Source organism: Lysobacter enzymogenes (genome assembly GCF_023617245.1).
Taxonomy (GTDB): domain Bacteria; phylum Pseudomonadota; class Gammaproteobacteria; order Xanthomonadales; family Xanthomonadaceae; genus Lysobacter; species Lysobacter yananisis.
This window is the reverse complement of record NZ_CP067396.1, coordinates 814,362-837,568: the sequence shown is the minus strand read 5'-3', so window position 1 is coordinate 837,568 and position 23,207 is coordinate 814,362. Positions and strand designations below refer to the sequence as shown.

The following is a 23,207-nucleotide window of genomic DNA, read 5'->3' as shown; positions in this document are numbered from 1 at the left end:
TTCTCCTCGGGCCGGCCGGTTCACGCGGGCACCCGCAACGGCAGCTCGCGCAGGCGCGTGCCGCCCAGCGCGAACACCGCGTTGGCCACCGCAGCCGCCACCGGCGCGGTGCCCGGTTCGCCGGCGCCGCCCATCTTTTCCGCGCTCGGCACGATATGCACCTCGATCGCCGGCGCCTCGTCCATGCGCAGCACCCGGTAATCGTGGAAGTTGGATTGGCGCACGCGCCCGTCGCGGAAGGTCAGCTCGCTGTACAGCGCCGCGCCCAGGCCGAAGTTGATGCCCGATTCCATCTGCGCGCGCACGCCGTCGGGATTGACCGCCAGCCCGCAATCGATCGCGCAGACGAAGCGGTGCACGCGGATGCGCTTGCCGCCGGGCGCATCCTCCAGCGAGACCTCGGCGATCTGGGCGATGTAGCTGCCGAAGGATTCGTGCACGGCCACGCCGCGCGCGCGTCCGGCCGGAAGTTTCGAGCCCCAGCCGGCCTTCTCCGCCGCCAGGTTCAACGCCGCCAGATGCCGCGGGTGCTCGCCCAGCAGCGCGCGCCGGTATTCGACCGGGTCGCGGCCGGCCGCGTGCGCGGCTTCGTCGATCAGGCTCTCCATGACGAAGCCGTTGTAGCTGTGCCCGACCGAGCGCCACCACAGCACCGGAATCCCGGTCTGCGGCGAATGCAGTTCGACGAAGTGGTCCTTGACGCCCTGGATGTACGGCGAATCGGCCACGCCCTCGACCGAGGTCGAATCGACGCCGTTCTTGACCAGCATCGGCGCCATCGGCGTGCCGGTGATGATCGACTGCCCCACCAGGGTCTGCTTCCACGCCACCGGCCGGCCCTGCTTGTCCAGGCCGATGCGCGCCCGCTGCAGGTACATCGGCCGGTAGTAGCCGCCGCGCACGTCGTCCTCGCGCGACCACACCGTCTTGACCGGCTTGCCCGCGGCCTTGGCCACATGCACCGCTTCGGACACGAAGTCCGAGCTCGGCGTCGCGCGCCGGCCGAAACCGCCGCCGAGGAAGGTGGTGTGGATCTGCACCTGCTCGGGCGCAAGCCCGGTGATCTTGGCCGCCACGGCCTGGTCCAGGGTCTGGAACTGGGTGCCGGTCCAGACCTCGCAGCGGTCCGCGCCGATCCTGACCGTGCAATTGAGCGGCTCCATCGGCGCATGCGCGAGGTACGGCACGTGGTACTCGGCCTCGATCACCTTCGCCGCGCCCTTCAACGCGGCGTCGGCGTCGCCGGCGCGGCTCGCGACCGCGCCGCCGCCGGCCGCGGCCAGGCGCGCGAACTCGGCGCGCAACTTGGCGTCGTCCAGTCCGTCCGCGTTCGGGCCGGGATTCCAATCGATCTTCAACGCGTCGCGGCCCTGCTTGGCCGCCCAGTAGTGATCGGCGACGACGGCCACGCCGCTGGGCACCCGGACCACGTCGCGCACGCCGGGCACCTTGCGCGCGGCGCTGTCGTCGAAGGATTTCACCGTGCCGCCGAACACCGGCGCGCGCGCGACCATCGCGGTCAGCAATCCATCGAAGTGCACGTCCATGCCGAACTTGGCGCGGCCGTCGATCTTCTCCGGGCCGTCCAGGCGCCGGGTCGGCTTGCCGATGATCTTCCAGTCCTTGGCGTCCTTGAGCTTGGGCGGCGTCGCCGGCGCCGTCAGCCCGGCGGCGGCCGCGACGAGTTCGCCGTAGCGCAGGCGGCGCGAACCGTCGATCACCGCGCCGTTCTCGGTGCGCAAGCGTTCGGCCGGCACGCCGAGCCGTTTCGATGCGGCCGCCAGCAACAGCGCGCGCGCCGTGGCGCCGGCCATGCGGTAGCGCTCGAACTCGCTCCAGGTGCTGGTCGAGCCGCCGGTCATCTGCATGCCGAACGCGGTGTGCTTGTAGTCCGGCGCGGCCGGCGCGTGCTCGACCTTGATCTTCGACCAGTCCGCGTCGAGCTCTTCGGCGATCAGCATCGCCAGGCCGGTCCAGATGCCCTGACCCATTTCCGAGTGCGACAGCAGCACGGTCACGGTGTCGTCGGCGGCGATGCGCAGGAACGCGTTGGGCGCGAAGCCCGCGGACACGGCGGCGGCCGCCGCCGGCGCGGCCTGGGCGAAGCGCTTGGCGCCGGGCACGAGGAAGCCGACCACCAGGCCGCCGCCGATCGTCGCCCCGCTCTTGAGGAACCGGCGCCGCGAGGGCGCATCGAGGGTGTTCACAGCCACCTCCTTGCAGACGCATGCGGCGGCGGCGCGGGCCGCGGCCGCGGAACGGGAATCAGGCGGTTTCGACGTTGCGCAGCACCGGCAACGGCAGCGGCACGGCGCTCGCGGCGGTCGGCGGATCGAACGCCGTCGCGCCGCCGCCGGCGATCTGCGCGGCGCGATGCACCGCCGCGCGGATGCGCGGATAGGTGCCGCAGCGGCAGATGTTTCCGGACAGCGCCTGGTCGATGTCGGTGTCGGTGGGTTGCGGGATTTTGCCCAGCAGCGCGGCCGCGGACATGATCTGGCCGGACTGGCAGTAGCCGCACTGGACCACGTCGATCTCGGCCCAGGCGCGCTGCACCGGATGCGGGCCGTCGCGGCCGAGGCCCTCGATGGTGACGACCTTGCGTCCTTGCACCGTCGCCGCCGGCGTCACGCAGGCGCGGCGCGGGGCGCCGTCGACGTGCACCGTGCAGGCGCCGCATTGGGCGATGCCGCAGCCGAACTTGGTCCCGGTCAGGTGCAACAGGTCGCGCAGCACCCACAACAACGGCATGTCCGGCGGCGCGTCGACGTCGTGGTCGATGCCGTTGACGTTGAGCTTCATCGGTGTCCCTCGCGGCGGCTGGGGTGGTCCGAGCCTACACCCGGCTTCGCCGCCGATGCCAGCGCCCCGCGGCGCCGCTGCGGCGATGCATGACGGGCGTCGCGGCCGGCCGATCCGGCCCGGGCTTGCCCAGGACTGCAGGCCGCAGCGCTATACGCGTCCGCCGGATCGGCTCCGGCGTCGCGGCGACGAGAGAAATCCCTGCGCGCCGGCGCCGCGGCGCCGGTCCGGGCGGTGTGGCGGCTTGCCTGAAACTGCCGTTCGCGCGGCGCCGCCGGCGCGCCGCGACGGCGGCGGCATGCCGCGCCGCCGCAGTCGTTCTAGACTCGACCCTACCCCGCCCACGGTCGCCCTCCATGGCCGATTCGCCGGAACCCGGTTCTTCCCCCCGCAGCGCGCCCGGCGGCGCGCGCGCGGTGCTCGAAGCCAGCGCCGCCGCGGCCGCGCGCGGCGACCCGGCGACGCTGGCGCTGGTGCTGGAGACCGAAGGCTCGACCTACGTACGCGCCGGCGCGATGGCGCTGTTCGGCGCGCGCGAGGGCCAGGTCGGCTGGCTCAGCGGCGGCTGCGTCGAGCCTGAGATCGAGCAGCGCGCCGCCGAAGCCGCGGCCGCCCAGGGCATCGACTGGATCGACATCGACACCCGCAGCGACGAAGACCTGTTCGCCGGCTCCGCGCAAGGCTGCCGCGGCCGCCTGCGCCTGGCCCTGCTGCCGCTGGCGGGCCTGCGCGACTGGCCGGCGCTGGTGGACGAATGGCGCCGCGGCCACGGCGACCTGCGCCTGGACCTCCAGGCCGGCGGCGCGCTGGCCGCGGCGGTCGGCGACGAACGCCAGCGCTGGACCCTGCCGGCGGCGTCGCTGCCGTGGCCGTCCGCGGCCGGCTCCGCCGAACCCGGCCGCTGGCGCCTGGAGATCGCCGCGCCGCCGTCGGTGCTGGTGCTCGGCGCCGGCCCGGAGACCCCGACCCTGCTGCCGCTGCTGCGCACGCTCGGCTGGATGACCACCCTGGTCGAACGCCGCCCGCGCTGGGCCGCGCTGGCGGCGCTGGCCGACCACGCGCTCGCGCGCAGCCCCGCGCAGGCGCTGGCGACCGCGCGCGCGCACGACGCCGCGCTGGTCATGCACCACCATTTCGAACTCGACCGCGAAGCGCTGGAACACCTCGGCGGCGACGGCGGCCAGGGCATCGGCTTCGTCGGCCTGCTCGGCCCGCAACGCCGTCGCGACGACCTGTTCCGGGTGCTGCCGGCGGCGGCGCGCGACGCGCTGGCCGCGCGCCTGCACTCGCCGATCGGCCTGGCGCTCGGCGGCGAAGGCCCGGAGGCGATCGCGCTGAGCGTGGCCGCGCAATTGCAACGCCACCGCCACGGCGCGGACTGAACGATGGACTTCGCCGCCGTGCTGCTCGCCGCCGGCGCCAGCCGCCGCCTCGGCCAACCCAAGCAACTGCTGCGCCGAGACGGCGAAAGCCTGCTGCGGCGCGGCGCGCGGCTGGCGCTGGCCTGCGGCGCGGCGCGCACCGTGGTGGTGCTCGGCGCGCGCGCCGAACGCCTGGGCGCCGAACTCGACGGCCTGGCGGCGCAGAGCGTGCTCAATCCCGAGTGGCAGGACGGCATGGCCAGCAGCCTCGCCACCGCCGCGCGCACGCTGGCCGGATTCGACGGCGCCGTGCTGGTGCTGGCCTGCGACCAACCGGCGCTGGAGCTGGCGCACCTGCGGGCCCTGCGCGACGGCGCCGCCGCGGCCGGCTGCGCCGCGACCGAACATGCCGGCGCGCTCGGCGTGCCGGCGCTGATCTCGGCGCAACTGTGGCGCGAAGCCACCGGCGTGCGCGGCGACCGCGGCTTCGGCGCCGCCCTGGCACAGGCGCCGGACGGCGCGGTGTGGCGCCTGCGCGCGCCGGAACTGGAACTGGACCTGGACACGCCCGACGACGTCGACGCCGCCATCGCCCGCGGCTGGCTGGATCCGCTCTGAGCGACCTCGGTTTTGGAGTTGGCTTGCGTCGCGCACTCGTGGCGTCGGTCAGGTGTGCTGCCTGTAGGAGCGGCGCGAGCCGCGACCGCGAAACCTCGCTTGCGTCGTAAGCGCGATGTCGCGGTCGCGGCTTACGCCCCGCCCGCAGCGGGCAGCGCACGAGGAAACCGGCTTGAGTCATAGGCCGCGGCCGCTGGGGAGGGTCGAGGTCGACCTGGGGATGCGACCGCGACCTATGACTCAAGCCGGCTGCTTCGCCCCACGCGAGGCGGGCGGTGCGGGCGGGAGGGGGTGCGAAGGGCCGACGCGGCGGCGGAGGCCCGCGCCGCCCGGCCAGACGTCCTGTCGGCCGGGCGGCGCAAACCGCACGCCGGCCCTAGGGAACCAACGTGCCAAACACAGGCTGCGAGTCGCCGTTGTAGAAGACGCGCAGCCACAAGCCCTTGCCGGCCTGGAGCGCGTACTTCCGCGCCGAGGGCAGCACGGACTTCAGCGCCGCTTCGGCGCTGCGGTACTCCTGCTCGATTTCCGCCACCGCCGCGGTCAGCGCTCTATCGTCGCCGCCGTCGCGTTGCTTCAGTTCCACGCGAAACATGGGTCATCCTTGTTGAAAAGTTCAGCCGGTCCGGTCTGGGGGATGTCCGCTTCCTGGCGGATCTGTGACTCGGTAGTGCCGTCGAGCGATTCAAAAGATGCTTGTTGCGCGCAATAGAAACTGTCGTCGGAGTGCTCTACAGCGTGTAGGAATTTTCCTAATCCGACGTGCCACGCGTCACAAGTTGCAAACGCAACGGTGGACTTGTGATGCCGTTTGCTCATGTGGACCTGCTTCACGGTCGCTACCCCGGGGCCGCGCTAGGCGGTCCGGGCCGGACTTGGCCGGATCGGACCTACCCGATCGGACCTGCCCGACCGGACAGGTCCGGCTGCAGCGCGCGCACGCCCTCGCGCAGGGCTTCGGCCAGCGCGCGCACGCGCTCGGTCCGGCGCAGGTCGGGGTGCTGCAACAGCCACAGGTCGGCGCCCATCGCCTCGACCGGGTCGCCGACCCGGACCAGCCCGCGCTCGCCGTCGCCGAGGTAACACGGCAGCACCGTCAGGCCGAGGCCGGCGACCGCGGCCTCGCGCAGGCCGAGCAGGCTGTTGGCGCTGAACACGGCGCGGCGGTCGTACTGCATCCGCCGCAGCCACTGGGCCATGGCGATGTGGGCGAGGTTGCCGGCGGGCAGCAGCCAGTCGTAGCCGTCCAGGTCCTGCGGCCCGGCGCCGCGCGGCAGGCGCAGCGCGCGCGGCCGGTACACGGCGCTGGCCAGGCGCGCGAGCTTGCGCCCGACCAGCCCCTCCGGCGGCTCGCCGCCCGGGCGCAGGGCGAGGTCGGCCTCGTGCCGCGACAGGTCTTGGGTGTGGTTGTCGGCGGTGACCTGCACGACGATGCCCGGATGGGCGCGGCGGAACCGCGCCAGCAGCGGCGGCAGCACCCGGTGCAGCAGCGGCTCGACCGTGGCCAGGCGGACCGTGCCGGTCGGACGCGCGTCCAGGCCGGCCAGGCGGCGCTCGGTCGCGGCGATGCGTTCCTCGATCTGCGCCGCCGCGGCGATGGCTTCCTCGCCGTTGGGCGTGGGCGCATAGCCCTCGCGCGCGCGTTCGAACAGGCGCACCCCGAGCGCGCGCTCGATCGCGTTGACGCGCCGGAACACGGTGGGATGGCTGACGCCCAGGCGCTTGGCCGCGCCGTTGAGCGAGCCGGCGCGGCCGATCGCGAGCAAGAAGCGATAGTCGTCCCAGGACAGCGGCGCGGCGACGGCGGCGAGGCGGGAGCGGCTGTTCATTCGTGCAAGCCCGGATTGCATCGGTGGGGAAATGTATTTCAGCACTGAACAGCCTAGCCTGCGTCCACCGCGTCGCACGACGCAAGTTTCGAGGAGCCCGTCCATGTCCCCCCGCCTGGATTACAACAAGGTCGACCCGCGCGGCACCCAGGCCCTGCTGGGCCTGCGCAAGTACATCGAACACAGCGGCCTGGAGCCGTCGCTGGTCGATCTGGTCAATGTCCGCGTCTCGCAGATCAACGGCTGCGCCTACTGCATCCGCGCGCACACCGAGGAAGCGGTGGAACGCGGCGAGAGCCATCGCCGCCTGCACCTGTTGCGGGTCTGGCCGGAGGGGCCCTTCAGCGAACGCGAGCGCGCGGCGCTGGCCTGGGCCGAGGCGATCACCCACGTCGGCGATCCGCTCGACCAGGCGCCGGTGGACGATGCGGTGTATGCGCGGGCGCGCGCGCAGTTCGCCGATTCGGACTTGGTCGCGCTGACGTATGCGGCGATCGCGATGAACGCCTGGAACCGCTTGGCGATCGCGTTCCGCAAGCCGGATCCGGCGTTGGCGGGTTGAGCCGCGGCGCGGGACGGCGCGGAAGCGATGCCCGAGCGCGTACGCCGCGTCGCTCAGAACCGGTAGCGCACCACCCGGCCCAGTTCGCGCAGCCAGCGCGAGCGTTCGTACAGGCCGATGGCCCAGCGCTGCGTCCACGGCAGCGCGGCCATTTCCGGCAGCTGCGTGTAGCGCGCCTCGTCGACCAGTTGCAGCCGCGGATGCCAGGATTCGACGCCGCCGGCGCCCTCGCGCCCCCATTCGCCGATGCGCGCGTCGGTGGCGCGGATCATCCGCGCGTGGCGCAGCAGCCGCAGCGCCAGGCGATTGTAGACATCGCACAGCAACTGCCCGCCTTGCGGGAAATGCTCGACCAGGCGCCGCACCAGTTCGCGCGCGCGCCATTCGTCGAGATAGGGAAACAACCCCTCGGCGATCACCAGCACCGGCCGCTCGCAGTCGAGCCGGCCGATCCAGTCCGGCTCCATGACGTTGGTCGCCAGGGTGCGGTACAGGCCCAGCCGCTGCGGCAACAGCTCGCGACGCAGTTGGATCACCGCGGGGAAGTCGATGTCGAGCCAGTCCACGTCCAGCGCCGGATCGACCCGGTAGATGCGCGAGTCCAATCCGCAGGCCAGGTGCAGCACCAGGGTGTCGGCGCGCGACTGCAACGCCGCGCGCGTCCACTTGTCGATCGCCAGCGAGCGCAAGGCCAGGCCGCGGATGTCCAACGGCCCCAGGCCGAAGCGCTCGAAGTCGTAATCGATGCGGCGGACCAGGTCGTCGGCGAGGCGATCGTGCAGGACCGGATGCGCGGCGCGGTTGTCCATCGCCTTGGCGTAGAGGGTGATCAGCAGGGTTTCCTGGCTGCCTTCCAGGCGCATCGACGGCTCCATCGGACGAACGAAGACGGGCTGCGGGCCGCCGATCCGGCACGGCCCGGACGACGACACTAGGCCCGGCCGCGGTAGCGCGGCGTGATGCCGGTGCGCGCCGCCGCGCCCTATGCGCCACGACCGCACTTGGCGCCGCGCCCGTCGCCGGCCACGCAGACCGGTTCCGCCCGCGCCTGCCGGGCCGCGCAGCGGCGGCGTCGCGCAGCGGCGGCGTCGCGCCTGCAACGATCCGTGCCCGCGGTGCGATTGCGCGGCCGCGGACGCGCGCGGAGACTTCACGCCATCGCCGGGCCGCCCTCCTCGCCGCGCCGGCCATGCCCAGGACCCCGGATGGACGCGTTGCTGCACCTGATCGAGAACTACGGCTTGCTCGTAGTGTTCGTCTGCGTGCTGCTCGACCAGGGCGGGCTGCCGGTGCCGGCGTATCCGCCGATCGTGGTCGCCAGCGCGGTGGCCGTGGACCACCAACCCAACCTGTGGCTGGCGTTGCCGCCGGTGCTGCTGACCGCGGCGCTGGCGGCGCTGCTGGCCGACAGCGCGTGGTACTTCGGCGGCCGCCGCATCGGCGCGCGCCTGTTGCGGCTGATGTGCCGGCTGTCGCTGTCGCCGGATTCGTGCGTGCTGACCACGCGCAGCCTCTACGCGCGCTGGGGCGCGCCGTCGCTGGTGGTCGCCAAGTTCGTGCCCGGCTTCGCCGCGGTGGCCACGGTGCTGGCCGGCGAGACCGGCACCCGCGCACGCCGCTTCGCGTTCTACGACGGCCTCGGCGCGCTGCTGTGGGCCGGCGCGGCGGTGGCGTTGGGCGCGGTCTTCCACCGCGCGGTCAACCAGTTGCTGGAACGGCTCGACACCCTCGGCCGCTACGGCCTGATCGCGTTGGCCGCGATGCTGGCCGCGTGGATCGGCTACAAGCTGCTCAAGCGCCAGCTGTTCCTGCGCGAACTGCGCATGGCGCGGATCTCGGTCGCCGAACTGGCGCAGTTGCTCGCCGCCGGCTCCGAGCCGACGATCCTGGACGTGCGTCCGCACCAGCAGCGCGACGCCTCGGGCTGGATTCCCGGCGCGATCTTCGTCGCCACCCTCGCCGACGAGTCGCTCAACGGCATCGCGCCGCAGCGGCGCGAGGAAGTGATCGTCTACTGCGACTGCCCCAGCGAAGCCTCCGCGGCGACGCTGGCGCGCGAACTGCGCCGGCGCGGCTTCAAGCGGGTGCGGCCGCTGGCCGGGGGCTTCGAGGCGTGGCGGGCGCAGGGGCTGGCGGTGGCGCAGGAATGAAGGGCGAGGAGTGAGCGTGGAGGAGTGAGGAGCGAGAGGGAGCGCTGCTGTCGCTCACTCCTCACTCCTCTGCGCTCACTTCTCGGCATTCGTAGAACTCGATCGGCAAGCCGTCCGGATCGGCGCAGAACGCGAACCGCCCCCCGGTGTATTCGTCCACGCGGACCGGTTCGGCCGCGACGCCGTGCGCGGCCAAGCGGGCGATGCAGGCGTCGAGGTCGGGCGTGCGGAACGCCAGGTGGCGCAGGCCGCAGGCTTCCGGATAGGACTGACGCGGCGGCGGGTCGGGAAACGAGAACAGCTCGATCTGGCCGCCGTCGGGCAGGGCCAGGTCGAGCTTGTGCGAGCGCCGCGCCTCGCGCCAGGCTTCGGCGATCACGCGCAGCCCGAGGGTCTGGACGTAGAAGCGCCTGGAGCGCTCGTAGTCGGCGCAGATGATCGCGACGTGGTGGATCGCGGACAGGTGCATGCGGCCTCCGGCGGGCGCGGGGTGTCGCTCGCCCGGGGCCGATTGTCGGATACTGCGCGCGTCCTGTCGCGCCGCGACGCCGCCGCTCCCCGGATGCCCATGCCGCGCAAGCCCCGCCCGTCCCGCAGGAGAACGCCATGACCGTCTACGTCGACGACGCCGTGTGGCCTTGGCGCGGCGAGCGCTGGGCGCACCTGATGGCCGACACGCTGGAGGAACTGCACGAATTCGCCCAGCGCCTGGGCAAACCGCGGGTGTCGTTCCAGGACAAGCCCAGCGGCTGCCATTACGACGTCAACGCGCGCATGCGCGAACGCGCGCTGGCGCTCGGCGCGGTGGCGATCTCGCGCCACCGCGACCGCGCCCAGGTGCGGGCGATCATCCAGCGCGCGCGCGACCAGGCCGCGCGGCGCGCGCCGTGAGAGGTTGAGGGAAGGCTCTCGGGCCCGATGTCTTCCTGTTGGGCCCGCGCGAGCCGGGACGAGAGCATCGGGCCTGAAGGCCCTCCCACAAAGGCAAGAGCGTCGGGTCCGAAGGTCTCCGACAGCCGCATCGCCCCATGCCGGGGGCCGGAAGCGCCCGCTCAGCGGCGCGAATCCACCGCCATGCGCAGCGCCAGCGCCGACAACACCCCGCCCATGACCCAGCGCTGCGCCGCGATCCAGCGCGGGCGCCCGGCCAGGAACGCGGCGATCGTGCCGGCGGCGGCCACGATCAGCGCGTTGACGCCGACGCTGATGCAGATCTGCACCGCGCCTAGCAGCAACGACTGCGGCATCACGCTGCGCGCCGGGTCGATGAACTGCGGCAGCAGCGCGAGGTAGAACACCGCCACCTTGGGATTGAGCAGGCTGGTCAACAGCCCCATCGCGAACAGCCGGCGCGGGCTGTCCGGCGCCAGTTCGCGCACCTGGAACGGGGAACGCCCGCCCGGCTTGATCGCCTGCCACGCCAGCCACAGCAGATACAGCGCGCCGCCGAAGCGCAGCGCATCGTAGGCGTAGGGCACGGCGAACAGCAGCGCGGTGATGCCGAAAGCGGCCGCCAGCAAATAGAACACGAAGCCGACCGCGACCCCGGCCAGCGACGTCCACCCGGCGCGGCGGCCCTGGCAGATCGAACGCGAGACCAGGTAAACCATGTTCGGTCCCGGGGTCAGCACCATCACCAGGGCCAGGCCGGCGAACGCCAGCAACGACGACGGTTCGATCATGCGGGGCTCCATGGGTAGAAGGCGAGGCGGCGCCGGGAGCGGCCATGATCGCCGATCCGGACGGGGCGTGGCTGTGCGCATTGCGAGCAGAACTGCTATCCGTTCCGTCCCTGAACGCCCGGCGGATCGGGATGTCTCATGCGGGGCAGTGCGGCGGCGGCCGTAGATACCGCCGGCCGGTTGGCAACGTTGGCGACGACGTCATTGCCACTACACCTATTGAAGGAAAAATCAGCATGCCCTGTTGCCGGAATGCTATGGCCGGCGCCACGTCGGCACAAAGCACACACATAAGATCATCGTTTTTGTCATCCGCTTCGCTCCGGGCGAATCGCCATCGTCAGCGGCTCGCGATTAATGCGTGTTGACGCCCGATCTAAAAGCGATCCAATCTTCGGCTCGGAAACGATCCATCACACGAACCCGCTGTACGAATTTTCTGAAGGTTACGCTGCGCCGGCAGCAGGGCAACGCGACCTTCTGCCATCCCGCTCGGCGAGCGCTCCTCGTTATGCATCACCCTTCTCAACGTGCGCCAACAACTCCCAAGAAACTCAAACCCAACCTGATGCATGAACAGTCGGGCGACAAGGAGCCACACCATGCCAATCAGCCCTGAGCTCCAAGCCAAGATAGACGCGCTGGAGGACGAAGGCCTCAGAACCAGGATCCTTCGGGTCCTCACCGGCCCTGGCAAGAGACGCGTTAGCGATGAGGCGATCTACGAAAATGCGCTAGCCGGCTACCTGGTCGCGAAAGAGCAGCAAGCGCGGCTGCGGACATGGCACGACGACGAGATCGTGGCCTTCGCTCGCTACTTCCTTGAAAAAAGGCCGGAAGACTACGCCGAGTTCTTGCGCCAGGAAAAGGAATTCAACGAGATCGAGCCCGATCTCGCCCTGGCGGTCCGCCATCTGATTTGGCAATGGATGCCGGACCTGGATTTCCCCGACTGCGATGAACTCTTCGGGAAGTTCCGCGACTACGTCAAATCGGATCGCGTCTGACCAGGGAGGGTCGGGCCATGACGAACTACTTTTTGTCCGACACGAGCAGTTTGGTCTACGCCTATCGCGCAGGCGGCTCGCAGTTGCTGGACACTTACATGGATGTCGCGAAGGCCGAAGGATACGAACTGGCCATCTCCAATACCGTACGCCTGGAAATACGCAACGGCCCTCTCAATCGTGAGCTTCTCGCGTACATCGCCGATCGGCAGATCCCGGTCCTCAAAGCCCCCGACACCGAAAGAGAACTCAGGGCCGCCACCGACCCCGACGAGCGCTCCCGGCTCGCCAAGAACGCCGGCGAACGTTCCCTGACCGAGATCGCCGCGCGCGAGCACGCGCAAGGTCGCGACACCGTCGTCTGGTCCGACGACAAGCACTTCGTTTCGCCGCAGATCCAACGCCAGTTGCAGCGGGAATTGCCTGGCCTGCAGACGACGACCACCGCCGAGTTGCTGGACCGATCCTATCGCGACGGCTTCATCGCCGAGGCCGAATACAAACAATACTTAGCGGGCTACCAGAACCAACCGGTCTTCAAAGACAGCCCGCGACTGAACTCGTTCGACACCGCCCTGTCCGGAGCCGTGGCCGATCTCGCCGAAGGCGATGCGTCCGTGCGCGCTCCCGGCGGGCAACGCGGATACGCCTCGGCGCAATTGCTGATCGGCGAAGTGCCCAGAAACACGCTGATACGTTCCGGCGGCCTGCTGGCGACCGGGGCCGACCTGACGGCCAGCGCCACGCGCGTCGCCGAGCTGCTGGAGCAGGACAATCCGGCCGCGGCGCAGTCGGAAGCCAGCCATGCCGTGGCGCGCAATGTCGGCGGCTGGCTGGGCGGCAGCGCCGCCGCTGCGACCGTGGGCACGTCGGGCTACCTGCCGGCCGCCATCGTCGTCGCCGACGCGATGCTGATGAGCAAGGCCTTCGACAAAGCCGTAGACCTCAAGGAAAACCGCGACATCACCCGGCAGACCGATCGGCAGGGCGTGGCCTGGACGTTCGACGGCCGCAATTGGGTGCGCGAGGGACGGATCGACAAGACCGCCGACGGTCGCGACGATCCGGTCGAGGGCCGGCTCGGCGCCGGCTACGAAAAAGCGCGCGAGCTGGGCGCGTACGCCAGCGCCCGGGCGGTCGAGCTGGCCTTGGCCAAGACGCCGAGGCCTCAGGACCCGTTCGATGTTCCGGCTGGGCCAGGCGATCGGCGCGGCCTGGACAACCAGAACTGGCGGCGCGACCCGGAAACGGAACAATGGCAACGTCTGGTCAAGACCGCGGTGACCGGCGCCGGCGAGCGCGGCGTGTACCAACAGCAGATCGCTACGCCCGAACGCGCCGCGGAGCTCAACCGCGAAGCCGTCGTACGCATCCAGCACAACATCGCCAATGGGCGCGAATCCGTCGCCGCCGCCTATCTGGAAAGCCATGCCGCGCAGCGCTCGCGCGACTTCGTCGAGGTTCCGTCCGCGGTGCAGTGGGCGCGGCCCCGGCCCGACGAAGCGCAGGGCTCCGACGGGCAACGCTACCGGCGCGGCGCGGACGGGGAATGGAGCGGCGGCGGCCGGGTCGCGCAAGGCAATCTGGCGCTGGAACTGGACTTGACCCAGGCCGCCCGCGAACCGTCGCTGCAGCGCTTCGATGCGCGCATCGCCGCGCTCGAAGCGCGACCTGCGCCGACCGAGCAACAGCGGCAGCAGAACCAGCTGCTGCATCAGTACCGGGTCACCGGCGAAAGGACGGAACTCACGCCGCAATGGCAGCGGGCGATCGAGCTGGCGGTTCAACGCACCCGCGAGCAGCACGGCATCGCCGGGCCGGGCGCGCTGCAACTGCAACCGCGCGACGGGGCGTACGGCGCCGACAGCGCGGTCGCGCACTATCGGCGCGGCGTGGATGGCGTGAATCGCTTGGTCGCGGTCACCAGCACGGAAGAGATTCTGCAGGCGCGCCAGCAGGTGCTGGCGCAGGATGCGCAGCGAGCGCCGCCCTCGAAACCGGACGCCGCACAGACGCCCCAACACGTCCGACCCGATGCCCGGCACGAGCCCGAACCGCCCGTGGACCTGTCGCGCTTCCCGCGCGAGGATCGGGCGATGATGGCGAAAATCCGCGCCAGCGTGCCCGACGGCGTAACCGATGAACAACTCGCGGCGGGGGTGCTGGCGGCCAAGCGCAACGGCATCCGCGATGCGGACAGCCTGGGGCCGGTCGGCGTCGTCGGCGCCACCTTGTGGATGGATCGCACCGTGCCCGGTTTCCACACCGGCGTGAACCTGGCACAGCCCGCACCGCCGTTGCAGGACACGCTGCGCGACACGCTGCGGTTCGATCAAGAGCAGGCGCAGCGGCACACCCAGGAACGCGAGCGCGAGCAGCACAACGAACGCCAAGCCGGCGCCACGCGAGCCCAGCCATGAGCCGGCGCGCGCGCCGATAGCCGCTCCAGGCCGCAATCGCGCGGCAACCGCCTGCGAAACGGCGGATCGCTGCAACGATCCCTGCGCCGTCGATGGCGAAAAGCCCCACGCGCTTGCACAAAAAAAGCCGCGACGGCAACGCCGTCGCGGCTTCGTGCATCCGTCGCCGGATGCGATCGCTCAGAACCGCAGCGAGTAACGCGCGTTGAAGCCGTGGTCGTTGCCTTCGTTGGCGAACTGGCCGCTGTAGTTCAACTCCAGCAGGCCGTTGGCGCTCAGGCGCGCGGCCACGCCGGCTTCGACCAGGGTCGAGTCGTCGGCCAGCGGAGCGCCGGCGACGGCGAACGCGCTGCCGCCGCGCCAGGCGACCTGGGTGACCGGGGTCAGGTCGCCGCTGGCGTGGCGACGGCCGAGGCCGCCGCGCAGGCTCAGCCAGCTCTCGTCCTGCTGCGAACCCTTGAGGTCGACGTTGAAGCGCACGCCCAGGGTGGCCAGGTCGACTTCGCTCTCGGCGCTGGCGCCGCTCAGCGCGGCCGCGCCGCCGGTTTCCTGGAACGCGTCGGTCTTGGCCCGCAGCTTGGCGACCTGCAGGTACGGCTCCAGGCCCCAGCGTTCGTTGCCGAAGCGGTAGCCGCCTTCGACGAAGGCCTGCTGGGTGCGGCCGTCGTACGACGCGCGGGTGCGGTCGGCGAAGCCGTTGAAGCCGATGCGGCGGTCCAGGGTCAGGTCCTGGCGCGCGTGCGTGTAGCCGGCGCTGAGGGCGATGCGGCCCCAGTTCTGGCCGGCGTAGACGCCGAGTTGGGTGCTCTTGATCCGGCCCTTGTCCTGGCGCTCGCTGTCGTTGTCGGTGCGGGCGCTGCCGCCGAGCGCGCCGATGCGCCAGCCGTTGGCGAAACGGTAGTCGTAGCCGACCAGGGTGGCCGAGCCGCTGTACTCGTTGCGCGCGGCGTTGCCGTCGCCCGACAGGGTGCCGCCGGACTTCAGCACCTGCGCCCAGGCGCCCTGCGAGGCGCCCTCGCCGTCGGCGGCGAACTCGGCGCGGCCGCTGCGCGCGCGCGCCAGCGCGGCGTCGCGAACGTGGCGGGCGTCGTCGATGGCGATCGAACGCAGGCTGGCGTGGCCTTCGCCGCTGAGGGTGTCCAGCGCGGCGATGGCCTGCGCGGGGAACAGCTGGGTCAGCGGCTGCGGAATGCCCTGGCCCACGCCGAGGCGGTCGGCCGCGGCGCCGGCGGCGATCTGGTTCGGCGTGGTGCCCGCGCCGGCCAGCGACAGGCCGCGGGTCACTTCCACCCCGACCGAATTGGCGCCGTAGCTCAGGCCGAACTTCAGCAGCGGCGAGAACGCGGTCTGGTCGAGCGCGGCGAACTGGCCGCTGATCCCGCCGGCGGCGCTGATCAGGTTGAAGTTCTGGCCCAGCATGTACTGGCCCGGCGCGTGCAGGACCATCAGCGTGCCGCCTTCGAGCACGGCCTTGCCGGTCACGTCGATGCGGTCGGACTGGCCGCCGGCGGACAGCTCGGCGACATAGGTCGAACCGGCCGCCTGGGCGTAGTCGCCCTGCACGGTCAGGGTGCCGATCGAATTGCCCGGCGAAACCGCGCCTTCCACGCGCACGTCGCCGACGATGCGGCCGCTGCCGCCGAGGCCCGCGCCGGCGCGCACCGGCAGCTGCGCGGTGGTGAGGGTGCCGTTGACCACCAGGGTGCCGCCGTCGACCTGCGCGGCGTAGACGTTGTCGCCGGTCAGTTCCAGCACGCCTTCGCGCACGTGCAGGCCGCCGAAGCTGTTGTCGCCGCTCAGGCGCAGCCAGCCGATGCCGGACTTGGTCAGCACGCCGGTGCCGCCGATGTCGTTGCGCCAGTCGTCCCAGGCCTTGCCTTCCCAGACCTTGGCGCCGCCGGCGAGGCGGTCGACGATCACGTCGGTGTCGACGCGGATCTGGCCCGGGCCGTCGATGGCCTTCTTCAGATCGATCAGGCCCCAGCCGTAGACCTCGTCCACGCCGGCCGCGCCGAGGTCGGTGGCGGTGGTCAGCAGCACGTCGCGCACCTGCGCGCCGGTCATGTACGGGAAGCGTTCGAACAGCAGGCCGAGCGCGCCGGTGACGTGCGGTGTCGCCATCGAGGTGCCGCTGAGCAGGCCGTACTCGTAGGTCGGCGTGCCGGCGGTGATATTGAACGACTGCGAGCCGTCCGGGTTGCGCACCAGCCCGCCCTGCAGCGAGCCTTCGCCGCCGAGGTAGGTCGAGGCGATGTCCGAGCCCGGCGCGGCCACGCACCAGTTGGCGGCCTGCGCGCAGCGCATCGAGAAATCGCTGAGGGTCAGTTCCTGGTTCACGCTGACCACGGTCAGCCAGTACTGCTCCAGGTCCTTGAACGCGCGCGGCAGGCTCGCGTACAGGCCGGCCTGCGGCGCGGTCTCGGGGGTGACGACCTCGTTGTGGTTGCCGGCGGCCCAGACCTGCAGCATGCCCTTGGCGCGCGAGGCGTCGCCGAACACGTTGAAGTAGGCCTCGTTCTCCGGCTCGAACAGATAGCCGTCGAGGTCTTCCAGGGTTTCCGGCTCGGTCGCCAGGCCCCAGCTGTGGTTGAGCGCGCGCACGCCCTGCGAATTCATGTCGGCGTACATGCGGGCGATGGTCGCGTCGTCGGCGCTCGGGCGCGGGATGCGCACCACGCTGTAGCCGGTGGCGGTGCGCTGCCATTCCTGCACGGCGTTAAACGACCACTTGGCGACGCTGAGGTCGGAGCCGAAGGCCACGCCGTGGGTGCCGTTGCCGTCGCGGTTGGCGGCGATGGTGCCGCCGACGTGGGTGCCGTGGGTGTTGAACTCCCAGCCCGGCTGCACGTACGGGCCGGACATGATGATGCGGCGGATGTTCTCCGGCACGTTGGCGTTGAAGCCGGTGTACGAGATCTGGCCCTCGTCGCCGCGGCTGTAGAAGCAGGCGCCGGGGCCGGTCAGCACGCTGGTGTTGCTGCAGAAGCTGCCGTCTTCGAGCTGCTCGGCCATGATCACCGCGCGGTTGTCCTTGCCGGCGAATTCCGGATGCGCCAGCGCGGTGCCGCTGTCGTACACGCCCAGGCGCACGCCCTTGCCGGTCAGGCCGCGGGCGTAGGCGTACTGGGCGTTGATCGCGCTCAGGCCCCAGTCGGCGTCGAATTCTTCGCTATGCCAGCTGTCGGGATCGCCGGTCTGGCCGTTGGCGCTTTGCGCCGCGGCGGAACCGGCGCCGGCCAGCAGGCCGCCGGCGATGGCCAGGCACAGCAGGGAGCGGGAAAGGGAGCGGTGCGACGGAAAAACGTGCTTGCGCGTCATTGCGCGATTGGAGCCTTGCATCTTCTTGATGAACCCCTGTCATGTAGAAGACGTCCTTGCGGACGCCATTGGTCAATGGCGGATGCGCTGATGGCATCGCAGACGAGAACGGGCCGCTAGGGCGGCCTCTAACAACACTAACGCGGTTTTAACGCTGCCACCCTACCCACATTTCCGCGCATGTGGATATGACCAAAGACACATGAAATGGCGAGCGCGCTTAGGTTCGCGGCGTTTTCAGGCGCATGCGCGCACGGCGCGATCGCGGCCTCCGCCTGCGACGCACGCGCGGTTTCGCGGTCGCGGCGTGCGCCGCGCCTGCAGGAGCGAGCCGCCGCGCGGCTCAGTCGTCGTCGCGTTCGCCCGACATCAGCCCGCGCCGCCAGGCGAAGGCCACCGCCTCGGTGCGGTCGGCCAGGTGCAGCTTGGCCAGCACGTTGCCCAGGTGCGACTTGACCGTCTTCTCGCCGATGTTGAGCGCGGCGGCGATGCGCGCGTTGCTGCCGCCTTCGGCGAGCTTGCGCAGCACGTCGAGCTCGCGCTCGGTCAGGCTGGCGAACGGGTCCTCGCGCGGTTCGCGCTTGCGCCGCACCGCCTTGAGGATGCGTTGGGCGACGAAGGGATGGATCACCGCCTCGCCGCCGGCGATGCGCCGCAGCGTCGTCAGCAACTCGTCGCCGAGCATGCTCTTGAACAGCAGCGACTGCGCGCCGGCCTCGATCGCGGCGAAGGCGAGATCGTCCTGGTCGGTCGAGGTCAGCACCGCGATCGCGCTGCGCGGGCTGAGCTTCTTGATCGCGCGGATCGCCTCGACGCCGTCGACGTCGGGCATCATCAGGTCGATCACGATCAGGTCCGGCGCCAGGTCGCGCGCGCGCTCGATCGCCTCGGCGCCGCCGGCGGCCTCGCCGACCACCTCGAAATCGTCGGTCAGCGCCAACAGGCTGCGGATGCCCTTGCGCACCACTTCGTGGTCGTCGACCAGCAGGACCGAGGTGCTCATGCGGATTCTCCTTGCGGCGCGGGCAGAGTGAAGGACACGGTCACCACCGTGCCGCTGGCGGAACTGGCGATGCGGAAACGCCCGCCGGGCAGGGTCCGCGCGCGCATGCGCATGTTGCCCAGGCCCATGCCGGTGCTTTCATGTTCGTTGACGGCGAAACCGCAGCCGTCGTCCTGGATGGTCCAGCCGTAGCGTTCGTCGGCGCTGTTGAGCACCACTTCGATCCGGCGCGCGCCGCTGTGGCGCAGGCTGTTGGACGCGGCCTCGGTGGCGATCAGCAGCAGCTGGCCGGCGTGCTGGTGATGCGCGCCGACGCCGCGCTCGGCGACGCCGTCCAGCAGCAGCCGCCACTCGATGCCGCTGCCGCCGAGCAGGTGCGAGAACGTGTCTTCCAGCGCCTTGCGCAGGCCCTGTTCGGCCACGGTCGGCGCGGTGAAGCGCTGGATCACGTCGGCCAGATCGCGCTGCAACTGCCCGGTGAGGCCGAGCGCGGCCTTGATCAGCGCGCCCTGGCGCGGATCGCGCCCGGCCTCGCCGTCGCGGCCGTTCAAATGGTCGAGCACGCTCAACTGCAGGCCGAGCGCGAAACTGCGCTGCTTGGCGGTGTCGTGCAGGTCGCGCGCCAAACGATTGCGTTCCTCCGACACCGCCAATTGCTGGCGCACCTGGATCACTTCGCCGAGCGCGTCGGCCATGCGGTCGAAGCGGTGCGCCAGGCCGCCGAATTCGTCGCGGCCGCGATCGTGGATGCGCGCGTCGAGACCGCCGGCGGCCCACGAGTCGGCGACCTGTTCGGCGTGGCCGATGCGCCGGGTCAGCAGCGTCGCCACCGCGACCGAAGCCATCGCGCTGATCACCAGCAGGTAGAACGCCAGCCACACCATGTCGCCGGATTCGCCCGAGCTCATGCGCAGGAACGTGGCCGTGGTGTCGGCAGCGTGCTGGCCCACGCCGAGGCTGGCGCCGGGCGCGCCGGCCAGCGGCAGGGCCGCGACGCTGACCCAGTCGCCGTCGCGGTCGAGCGTGCGCGCGGCGGCGACGCCGTCGGCGGCGACATCCTGTCCGGCCTGCTCCAGCGCGCGCGCGAGCGGCGCGCTGGGACGCTCGGGATACAGGCACACGCGGCCGTCGCGATCGCGGTAACGGATCGCGATGCGGCCGTCGGCGGCGCCGCCGGCGAAGCTGTGCGAGTACATCCACTTGGGGGTGTCCATGCCGACCACGCGGACCAGCAAGCCCTGCAGCAAGGCCTGGCATTGCGCCGGCGACACCGCGGCCAGGTCCGGCATCGGCCCGAGCTGGGCGAGTTCGCGCCGCATCGAGGTTTCCAGCGCCGGCGGCGCCATGTCGTCGCGCAGTTCCCGCCGCAACAGGTACACGCCCAGCAGCGACAACAAGATGGTGCTGATCCAGCACGCGGTCAGCATCGACAGCAGGCATTTCCAGAACAGCCCGCTCCACCAGCGCCGCGTCGGCGCACGTGCGGCCGGGGTCGGGCGTGCGGCGGTTTCGTCCATATCGCTAGTATTCCAGGTTCCGCGTGCATTTGATCCGCCAAACGTCCGGGATCCGGCCCGCCCCAGGCCCGATGCCGGGCCCTGGCGCGCGCCGCACCATGCGCCCGTCTCCGATCGCGGCCCGCGCATGCACCCTCCTGTTTCCGCTGTACGCGCCGCGCGCATCGAACACCTCGACGCCCTGCGCGGCCTCGCCCTGCTCGGCATCGCGCTGGTCAACGTCGGCGTGTTCGCCTCGCCGTGGTGGGGACTGGGCGTACCCGACCCGGCGTTTTCCGCGCCGCTCGACCGCATCGCGCTGGCGCTGGTCGCGACCTTGTTCGAGATGAAATTCTACCTGCTGTTCTCGTTCCTGTTCGGCTACAGCTTCAGCCTGCAACAAGCCGCCGCCGCACGCGCCGGGCAGGCGTTCGCGCCGCGCATGGGCCGGCGCCTGCTGGGGCTGTGGCTGATCGGCGCGCTGCACGCGGCGCTGCTGTTCCACGGAGACATCCTCACCACCTACGCGTTGATGGGCGCGCTGCTGCTGGGCTTGAGCCGCGCCGGCGAAACCGCGCAGTTGCGCATCGCGCACGGGTTGATCGTCGCAACGGCGCTGGCCTGGGCCGCGCTGGGCGTCTTGGCGTGGCTGCAGCCCGCGCCAGCCGCCGATGCGGCCGCGCAGGCGCAGGCCGTGCTGCGCGGCTTCACCGGCGCGCCCGCCGGCGTGCTCGCCGCGCGCGCGGACGCACTCACGAGCGCCTGGCCGATCCTGTTGGCGTTGCAGGCGCCATGCGCGCTGGCGATGTTCCTGTACGGCCTCGCCGCCGGCCGCCGCACGCTCGCCGCGCGCCTGGACGACTACCGTCCGCTGCTGCGGCGCCTGCGCCGCGTCGGCTTCGCCGTCGGCCTGCCCGCCGCGCTCGCGCTCGGCACGATCGAAGCGTGGCCGGCGTCAGAGCCGGTGCAGCTGTGGGTACTGGCGCTGAGCCTGCTGACCGCGCCGCTGCTGAGCCTGGCCTACGCCGCGCTGGCGCTGCCGTGGTTCGCCGGCGGCGGCGCGCGCATCGCCGACCGGCTGGCGCCGGCCGGACGCATGGCCTTGTCGAACTACCTGCTGCAATCGGCGGCGATGGCGCTGCTGTTCACCGGCTACGGCCTGGGCTGGATGGGCCGGGTATCGCCGGCGGCGACGCTGGCGATCGTGCTGGCGCTGTTCGCCGCGCAGCTGTGGCTGAGCCGCGCGTGGCTGCGCCGCTTCGCTTACGGGCCGGTGGAGTGGCTGCTGCGGGCGGCGACCATCGGCGCGTGGCCGCGGATGGGCAAGACGGCGTATTGACGGATGCGTTGGAGCGCAACCGCGGAGGATACAAGGGCATCGGGCCTGAAGGCCCTCCCACAAAAGCAGGCCCGTCTCGCTCTTGTGGGAGGGCCTTCAGGCCCGACGCCTTCCTGTCGGCCGGGACCGAACCCTCAGAACGCCCGGCTCACGGTGAAGCTGCCGAACACCGGCGTCTGCTTCTGCCCTTCGAATTCGCGCGTGCTGTGGTAACGCGCCAGCGCGAACTTCCAGCGTCCGCGCATCAACGCCACGCCGTAGCCCACTTCGGCCACGAACGGGCGCTTGTCGACGCTGTGGCTGGCGCGGAAGGTGTTGCCGTCCAGGGTGATGTCGCGCAGCACCCAGCGCGCGTCGCTGGTCAGGAACAGGTGCGCGGCGAACGGCCGGTCGCCGGTGTTGTAGTGCTCGGTCGGCGCGGTGTTCTCGCCGGCGGGGCGCAGCGGTGTGCTGCCGAAATCGTCGGGCAGGCGCAGGCCGAAGCGCACTTCCATGCCGGCATTGGCGTAGGTGGCCAAATTGCCGAAGCTGCCGCCGTAGTGGCCGATCGCGTCCCAGCCCCAACGCCGCTCGTGCGCGTCCTTCGGCGCGAACCGGCGCATGCGCTCGTGCACGATGCGGAACACCGGCTCGTCGTGCAGTTGGTTGTCCCAGCCCTGGAAGGTTTCGTCGCCGAGCGCGCGATGCACCGCGTTCTGCACCTGCTTGCCCAGCGCCGACGGGCCGACGATGCCGACCTGCAACTGGGTGGTGCGCAGGTAATCGCCGGTGCGCGCGTTGTAGCCGAGCCCGACGAGCAGCGCGCCGGCGTAGGGCCGGTCGTCGCGGATCAGGTCGCGGCGGCTGTAATCGGTGGGGGTGAAGATGCCCTGGGAGAAGGTCGCGATCATGTTGCGCTGCTCGTAGCCCTGCGGCGGCTGCAGCGCGTCGAGGCGGCGGTTGATCCAGCGCGCCAGGCGCGGGATGCAGGGATCGTCGGTGTAGTCGGCGAGGTTCGGCGACACCAGGGTCAGCTGGATGCCGTTGCTGTAACCCTGGTCCTGGCCGCCGAACAGGTCGTTGTCCAGGCGCAGGTTGACCGTGGGCGGCAGCCGGGTGTGGCCGTTGGTGCAGGCCTCGCGGCCTTGCGCGGCGGCGGCGCCGGCGTGCAGGGCGGTGCCGGCGAACAGCAGGGACAGCAGCAAAGCTTGGCTACGCATGGGCGATCACAGGCAGGCGCCGCCGCGTCAGGCGCGGCGGGCAGGTGAGTGCGGCGGGAGCGCCGCGACCGTGGCGACGGCGGCGCATCGGGTGGCGCGGCCGGCTGGCGGGGCAAGGCGCACAAAGTCTCACGGATCGCGCGCGGCGGCGCTGGCGCGGCCGCGACGGTTCGTCCCGCCGATGGTGCTTGAGAAGGGCGGCGGCGTCTTTGCCGCATGGGGCTGGTGGGTGCGGACGCGTCGCGACCGGACAGGAGAGCGTCGGGCCTGAAGGCCCTCCCACAGAAGCACGAGGGTCGGGCTGCTGCGGGGGAATCAGGTCGCTATGGGAGAACCGAGCTGTCGAGGAAAAACGGCAGGCCGTGAAAGCAGCCGGCTGTCGTGGGAGGGCCTTCAGGCCCGACGCTCTTCGCTCAGCCCG

19 protein-coding genes and 1 pseudogene are annotated in these 23,207 nt (G+C 71.3%); 8 read left to right on the top strand and 12 right to left on the bottom strand.

Features of this window, described 5'->3' with window-relative positions; all coding sequences use genetic code 11:
* Positions 1-20: 20 nt before the first annotated feature.
* Both JHW41_RS03500 and JHW41_RS03495 read right to left on the bottom strand, forming a co-directional pair.
* Positions 21-2,207 carry a xanthine dehydrogenase family protein molybdopterin-binding subunit gene (locus JHW41_RS03500; protein WP_250449050.1) on the bottom strand — a complete coding sequence of 729 codons (2,187 nt, stop codon included), beginning with the start codon at positions 2,205-2,207 and terminating at the stop codon, positions 21-23.
* A 58-nt stretch (positions 2,208-2,265) separates the two neighbouring features.
* Positions 2,266-2,802: a (2Fe-2S)-binding protein gene (locus JHW41_RS03495; protein WP_078997461.1), complete on the bottom strand. Its 537-nt coding sequence runs from the start codon at positions 2,800-2,802 to the stop codon at positions 2,266-2,268.
* Positions 2,803-3,158: 356 nt separating this feature from the next.
* Between JHW41_RS03495 and JHW41_RS03490 the strand changes: the two genes are divergently transcribed.
* Entirely contained in the window at positions 3,159-4,184 is a 1,026-nt protein-coding gene (locus JHW41_RS03490; RefSeq protein ID WP_250449049.1) for an XdhC family protein, read from the top strand.
* 3 nt (positions 4,185-4,187) lie between these two features.
* Complete coding sequence (locus JHW41_RS03485; RefSeq protein ID WP_250449048.1) at positions 4,188-4,781, top strand: nucleotidyltransferase family protein; 594 nt, start codon at positions 4,188-4,190, stop codon at positions 4,779-4,781.
* Between the two features lie 376 nt (positions 4,782-5,157).
* On the opposite strand, the gene JHW41_RS03480 is transcribed toward JHW41_RS03485, so the two are convergent.
* Complete coding sequence (locus tag JHW41_RS03480; protein WP_057949150.1) at positions 5,158-5,376, bottom strand: hypothetical protein; 219 nt, start codon at positions 5,374-5,376, stop codon at positions 5,158-5,160.
* Between the two features lie 295 nt (positions 5,377-5,671).
* The gene (locus tag JHW41_RS03475; protein ID WP_250449047.1) at positions 5,672-6,610 is read right to left on the bottom strand and encodes a LysR family transcriptional regulator; all 939 of its coding nucleotides are present in this window, start codon (positions 6,608-6,610) and stop codon (positions 5,672-5,674) included.
* A gap of 103 nt (positions 6,611-6,713) precedes the next feature.
* Here JHW41_RS03475 and JHW41_RS03470 point away from each other — a divergent pair, with 103 nt between their 5' ends.
* Positions 6,714-7,172 carry a carboxymuconolactone decarboxylase family protein gene (locus JHW41_RS03470; protein WP_250449046.1) on the top strand — a complete coding sequence of 153 codons (459 nt, stop codon included), beginning with the start codon at positions 6,714-6,716 and terminating at the stop codon, positions 7,170-7,172.
* A 53-nt stretch (positions 7,173-7,225) separates the two neighbouring features.
* Here the strand turns inward: JHW41_RS03470 and JHW41_RS03465 are convergent, their stop codons facing one another.
* Complete coding sequence (locus JHW41_RS03465; protein ID WP_250449045.1) at positions 7,226-8,035, bottom strand: class I SAM-dependent methyltransferase; 810 nt, start codon at positions 8,033-8,035, stop codon at positions 7,226-7,228.
* A 342-nt stretch (positions 8,036-8,377) separates the two neighbouring features.
* On the opposite strand from JHW41_RS03465, the gene JHW41_RS03460 reads away from it, so the two are divergent.
* Positions 8,378-9,322, top strand: a complete 945-nt coding sequence (locus tag JHW41_RS03460) for a DedA family protein/thiosulfate sulfurtransferase GlpE (protein WP_250449044.1) — start codon at positions 8,378-8,380, stop codon at positions 9,320-9,322.
* A 61-nt stretch (positions 9,323-9,383) separates the two neighbouring features.
* Here the strand turns inward: JHW41_RS03460 and gloA2 are convergent, their stop codons facing one another.
* Positions 9,384-9,791 carry an SMU1112c/YaeR family gloxylase I-like metalloprotein gene (gene gloA2, locus JHW41_RS03455; protein ID WP_250449043.1) on the bottom strand — a complete coding sequence of 136 codons (408 nt, stop codon included), beginning with the start codon at positions 9,789-9,791 and terminating at the stop codon, positions 9,384-9,386.
* Positions 9,792-9,928: 137 nt separating this feature from the next.
* Here gloA2 and JHW41_RS03450 point away from each other — a divergent pair, with 137 nt between their 5' ends.
* Complete coding sequence (locus JHW41_RS03450) at positions 9,929-10,213, top strand: DUF4031 domain-containing protein (RefSeq protein WP_250449042.1); 285 nt, start codon at positions 9,929-9,931, stop codon at positions 10,211-10,213.
* A 161-nt stretch (positions 10,214-10,374) separates the two neighbouring features.
* On the opposite strand, the gene JHW41_RS03445 is transcribed toward JHW41_RS03450, so the two are convergent.
* Entirely contained in the window at positions 10,375-11,004 is a 630-nt protein-coding gene (locus tag JHW41_RS03445) for a LysE family translocator (protein WP_057949156.1), read from the bottom strand.
* A 602-nt stretch (positions 11,005-11,606) separates the two neighbouring features.
* Here JHW41_RS03445 and JHW41_RS03440 point away from each other — a divergent pair.
* Together JHW41_RS03440 and JHW41_RS03435 are read left to right on the top strand one after the other, a co-directional pair.
* Positions 11,607-12,011, top strand: a complete 405-nt coding sequence (locus JHW41_RS03440) for a hypothetical protein (protein WP_250449041.1) — start codon at positions 11,607-11,609, stop codon at positions 12,009-12,011.
* 17 nt (positions 12,012-12,028) lie between these two features.
* On the top strand, positions 12,029-14,431 hold the full coding sequence (locus JHW41_RS03435; protein WP_250449040.1) for a type II toxin-antitoxin system VapC family toxin: 2,403 nt from the start codon (positions 12,029-12,031) through the stop codon (positions 14,429-14,431).
* Between the two features lie 180 nt (positions 14,432-14,611).
* Here the strand turns inward: JHW41_RS03435 and JHW41_RS03430 are convergent, their stop codons facing one another.
* The 3 genes from JHW41_RS03430 to JHW41_RS03420 form a co-directional block, all read right to left on the bottom strand.
* A complete protein-coding gene (locus JHW41_RS03430; protein WP_250449039.1) occupies positions 14,612-17,749 on the bottom strand; it encodes a S8 family serine peptidase in 3,138 nt (1,045 codons plus the stop codon).
* A 343-nt stretch (positions 17,750-18,092) separates the two neighbouring features.
* Positions 18,093-18,752: a response regulator gene (locus JHW41_RS03425; RefSeq protein WP_057949160.1), complete on the bottom strand. Its 660-nt coding sequence runs from the start codon at positions 18,750-18,752 to the stop codon at positions 18,093-18,095.
* On the bottom strand, positions 18,749-20,269 hold the full coding sequence (locus JHW41_RS03420; RefSeq protein WP_057949161.1) for a HAMP domain-containing sensor histidine kinase: 1,521 nt from the start codon (positions 20,267-20,269) through the stop codon (positions 18,749-18,751). Before JHW41_RS03420 ends, JHW41_RS03425 begins: the two co-directional genes overlap by 4 nt.
* Before the next feature lie 127 nt (positions 20,270-20,396).
* On the opposite strand from JHW41_RS03420, the gene JHW41_RS03415 reads away from it, so the two are divergent.
* Entirely contained in the window at positions 20,397-21,587 is a 1,191-nt protein-coding gene (locus tag JHW41_RS03415) for a DUF418 domain-containing protein (protein ID WP_250449038.1), read from the top strand.
* Between the two features lie 134 nt (positions 21,588-21,721).
* Here JHW41_RS03415 and JHW41_RS03410 read toward each other — a convergent pair whose 3' ends face one another.
* On the bottom strand, positions 21,722-22,786 hold the full coding sequence (locus tag JHW41_RS03410; RefSeq protein WP_057949163.1) for a lipid A deacylase LpxR family protein: 1,065 nt from the start codon (positions 22,784-22,786) through the stop codon (positions 21,722-21,724).
* Between the two features lie 323 nt (positions 22,787-23,109).
* Positions 23,110-23,181 (bottom strand): annotated as a pseudogene (locus tag JHW41_RS26290) (hypothetical protein); the annotation flags it as partial.
* Positions 23,182-23,207: the final 26 nt, after the last annotated feature.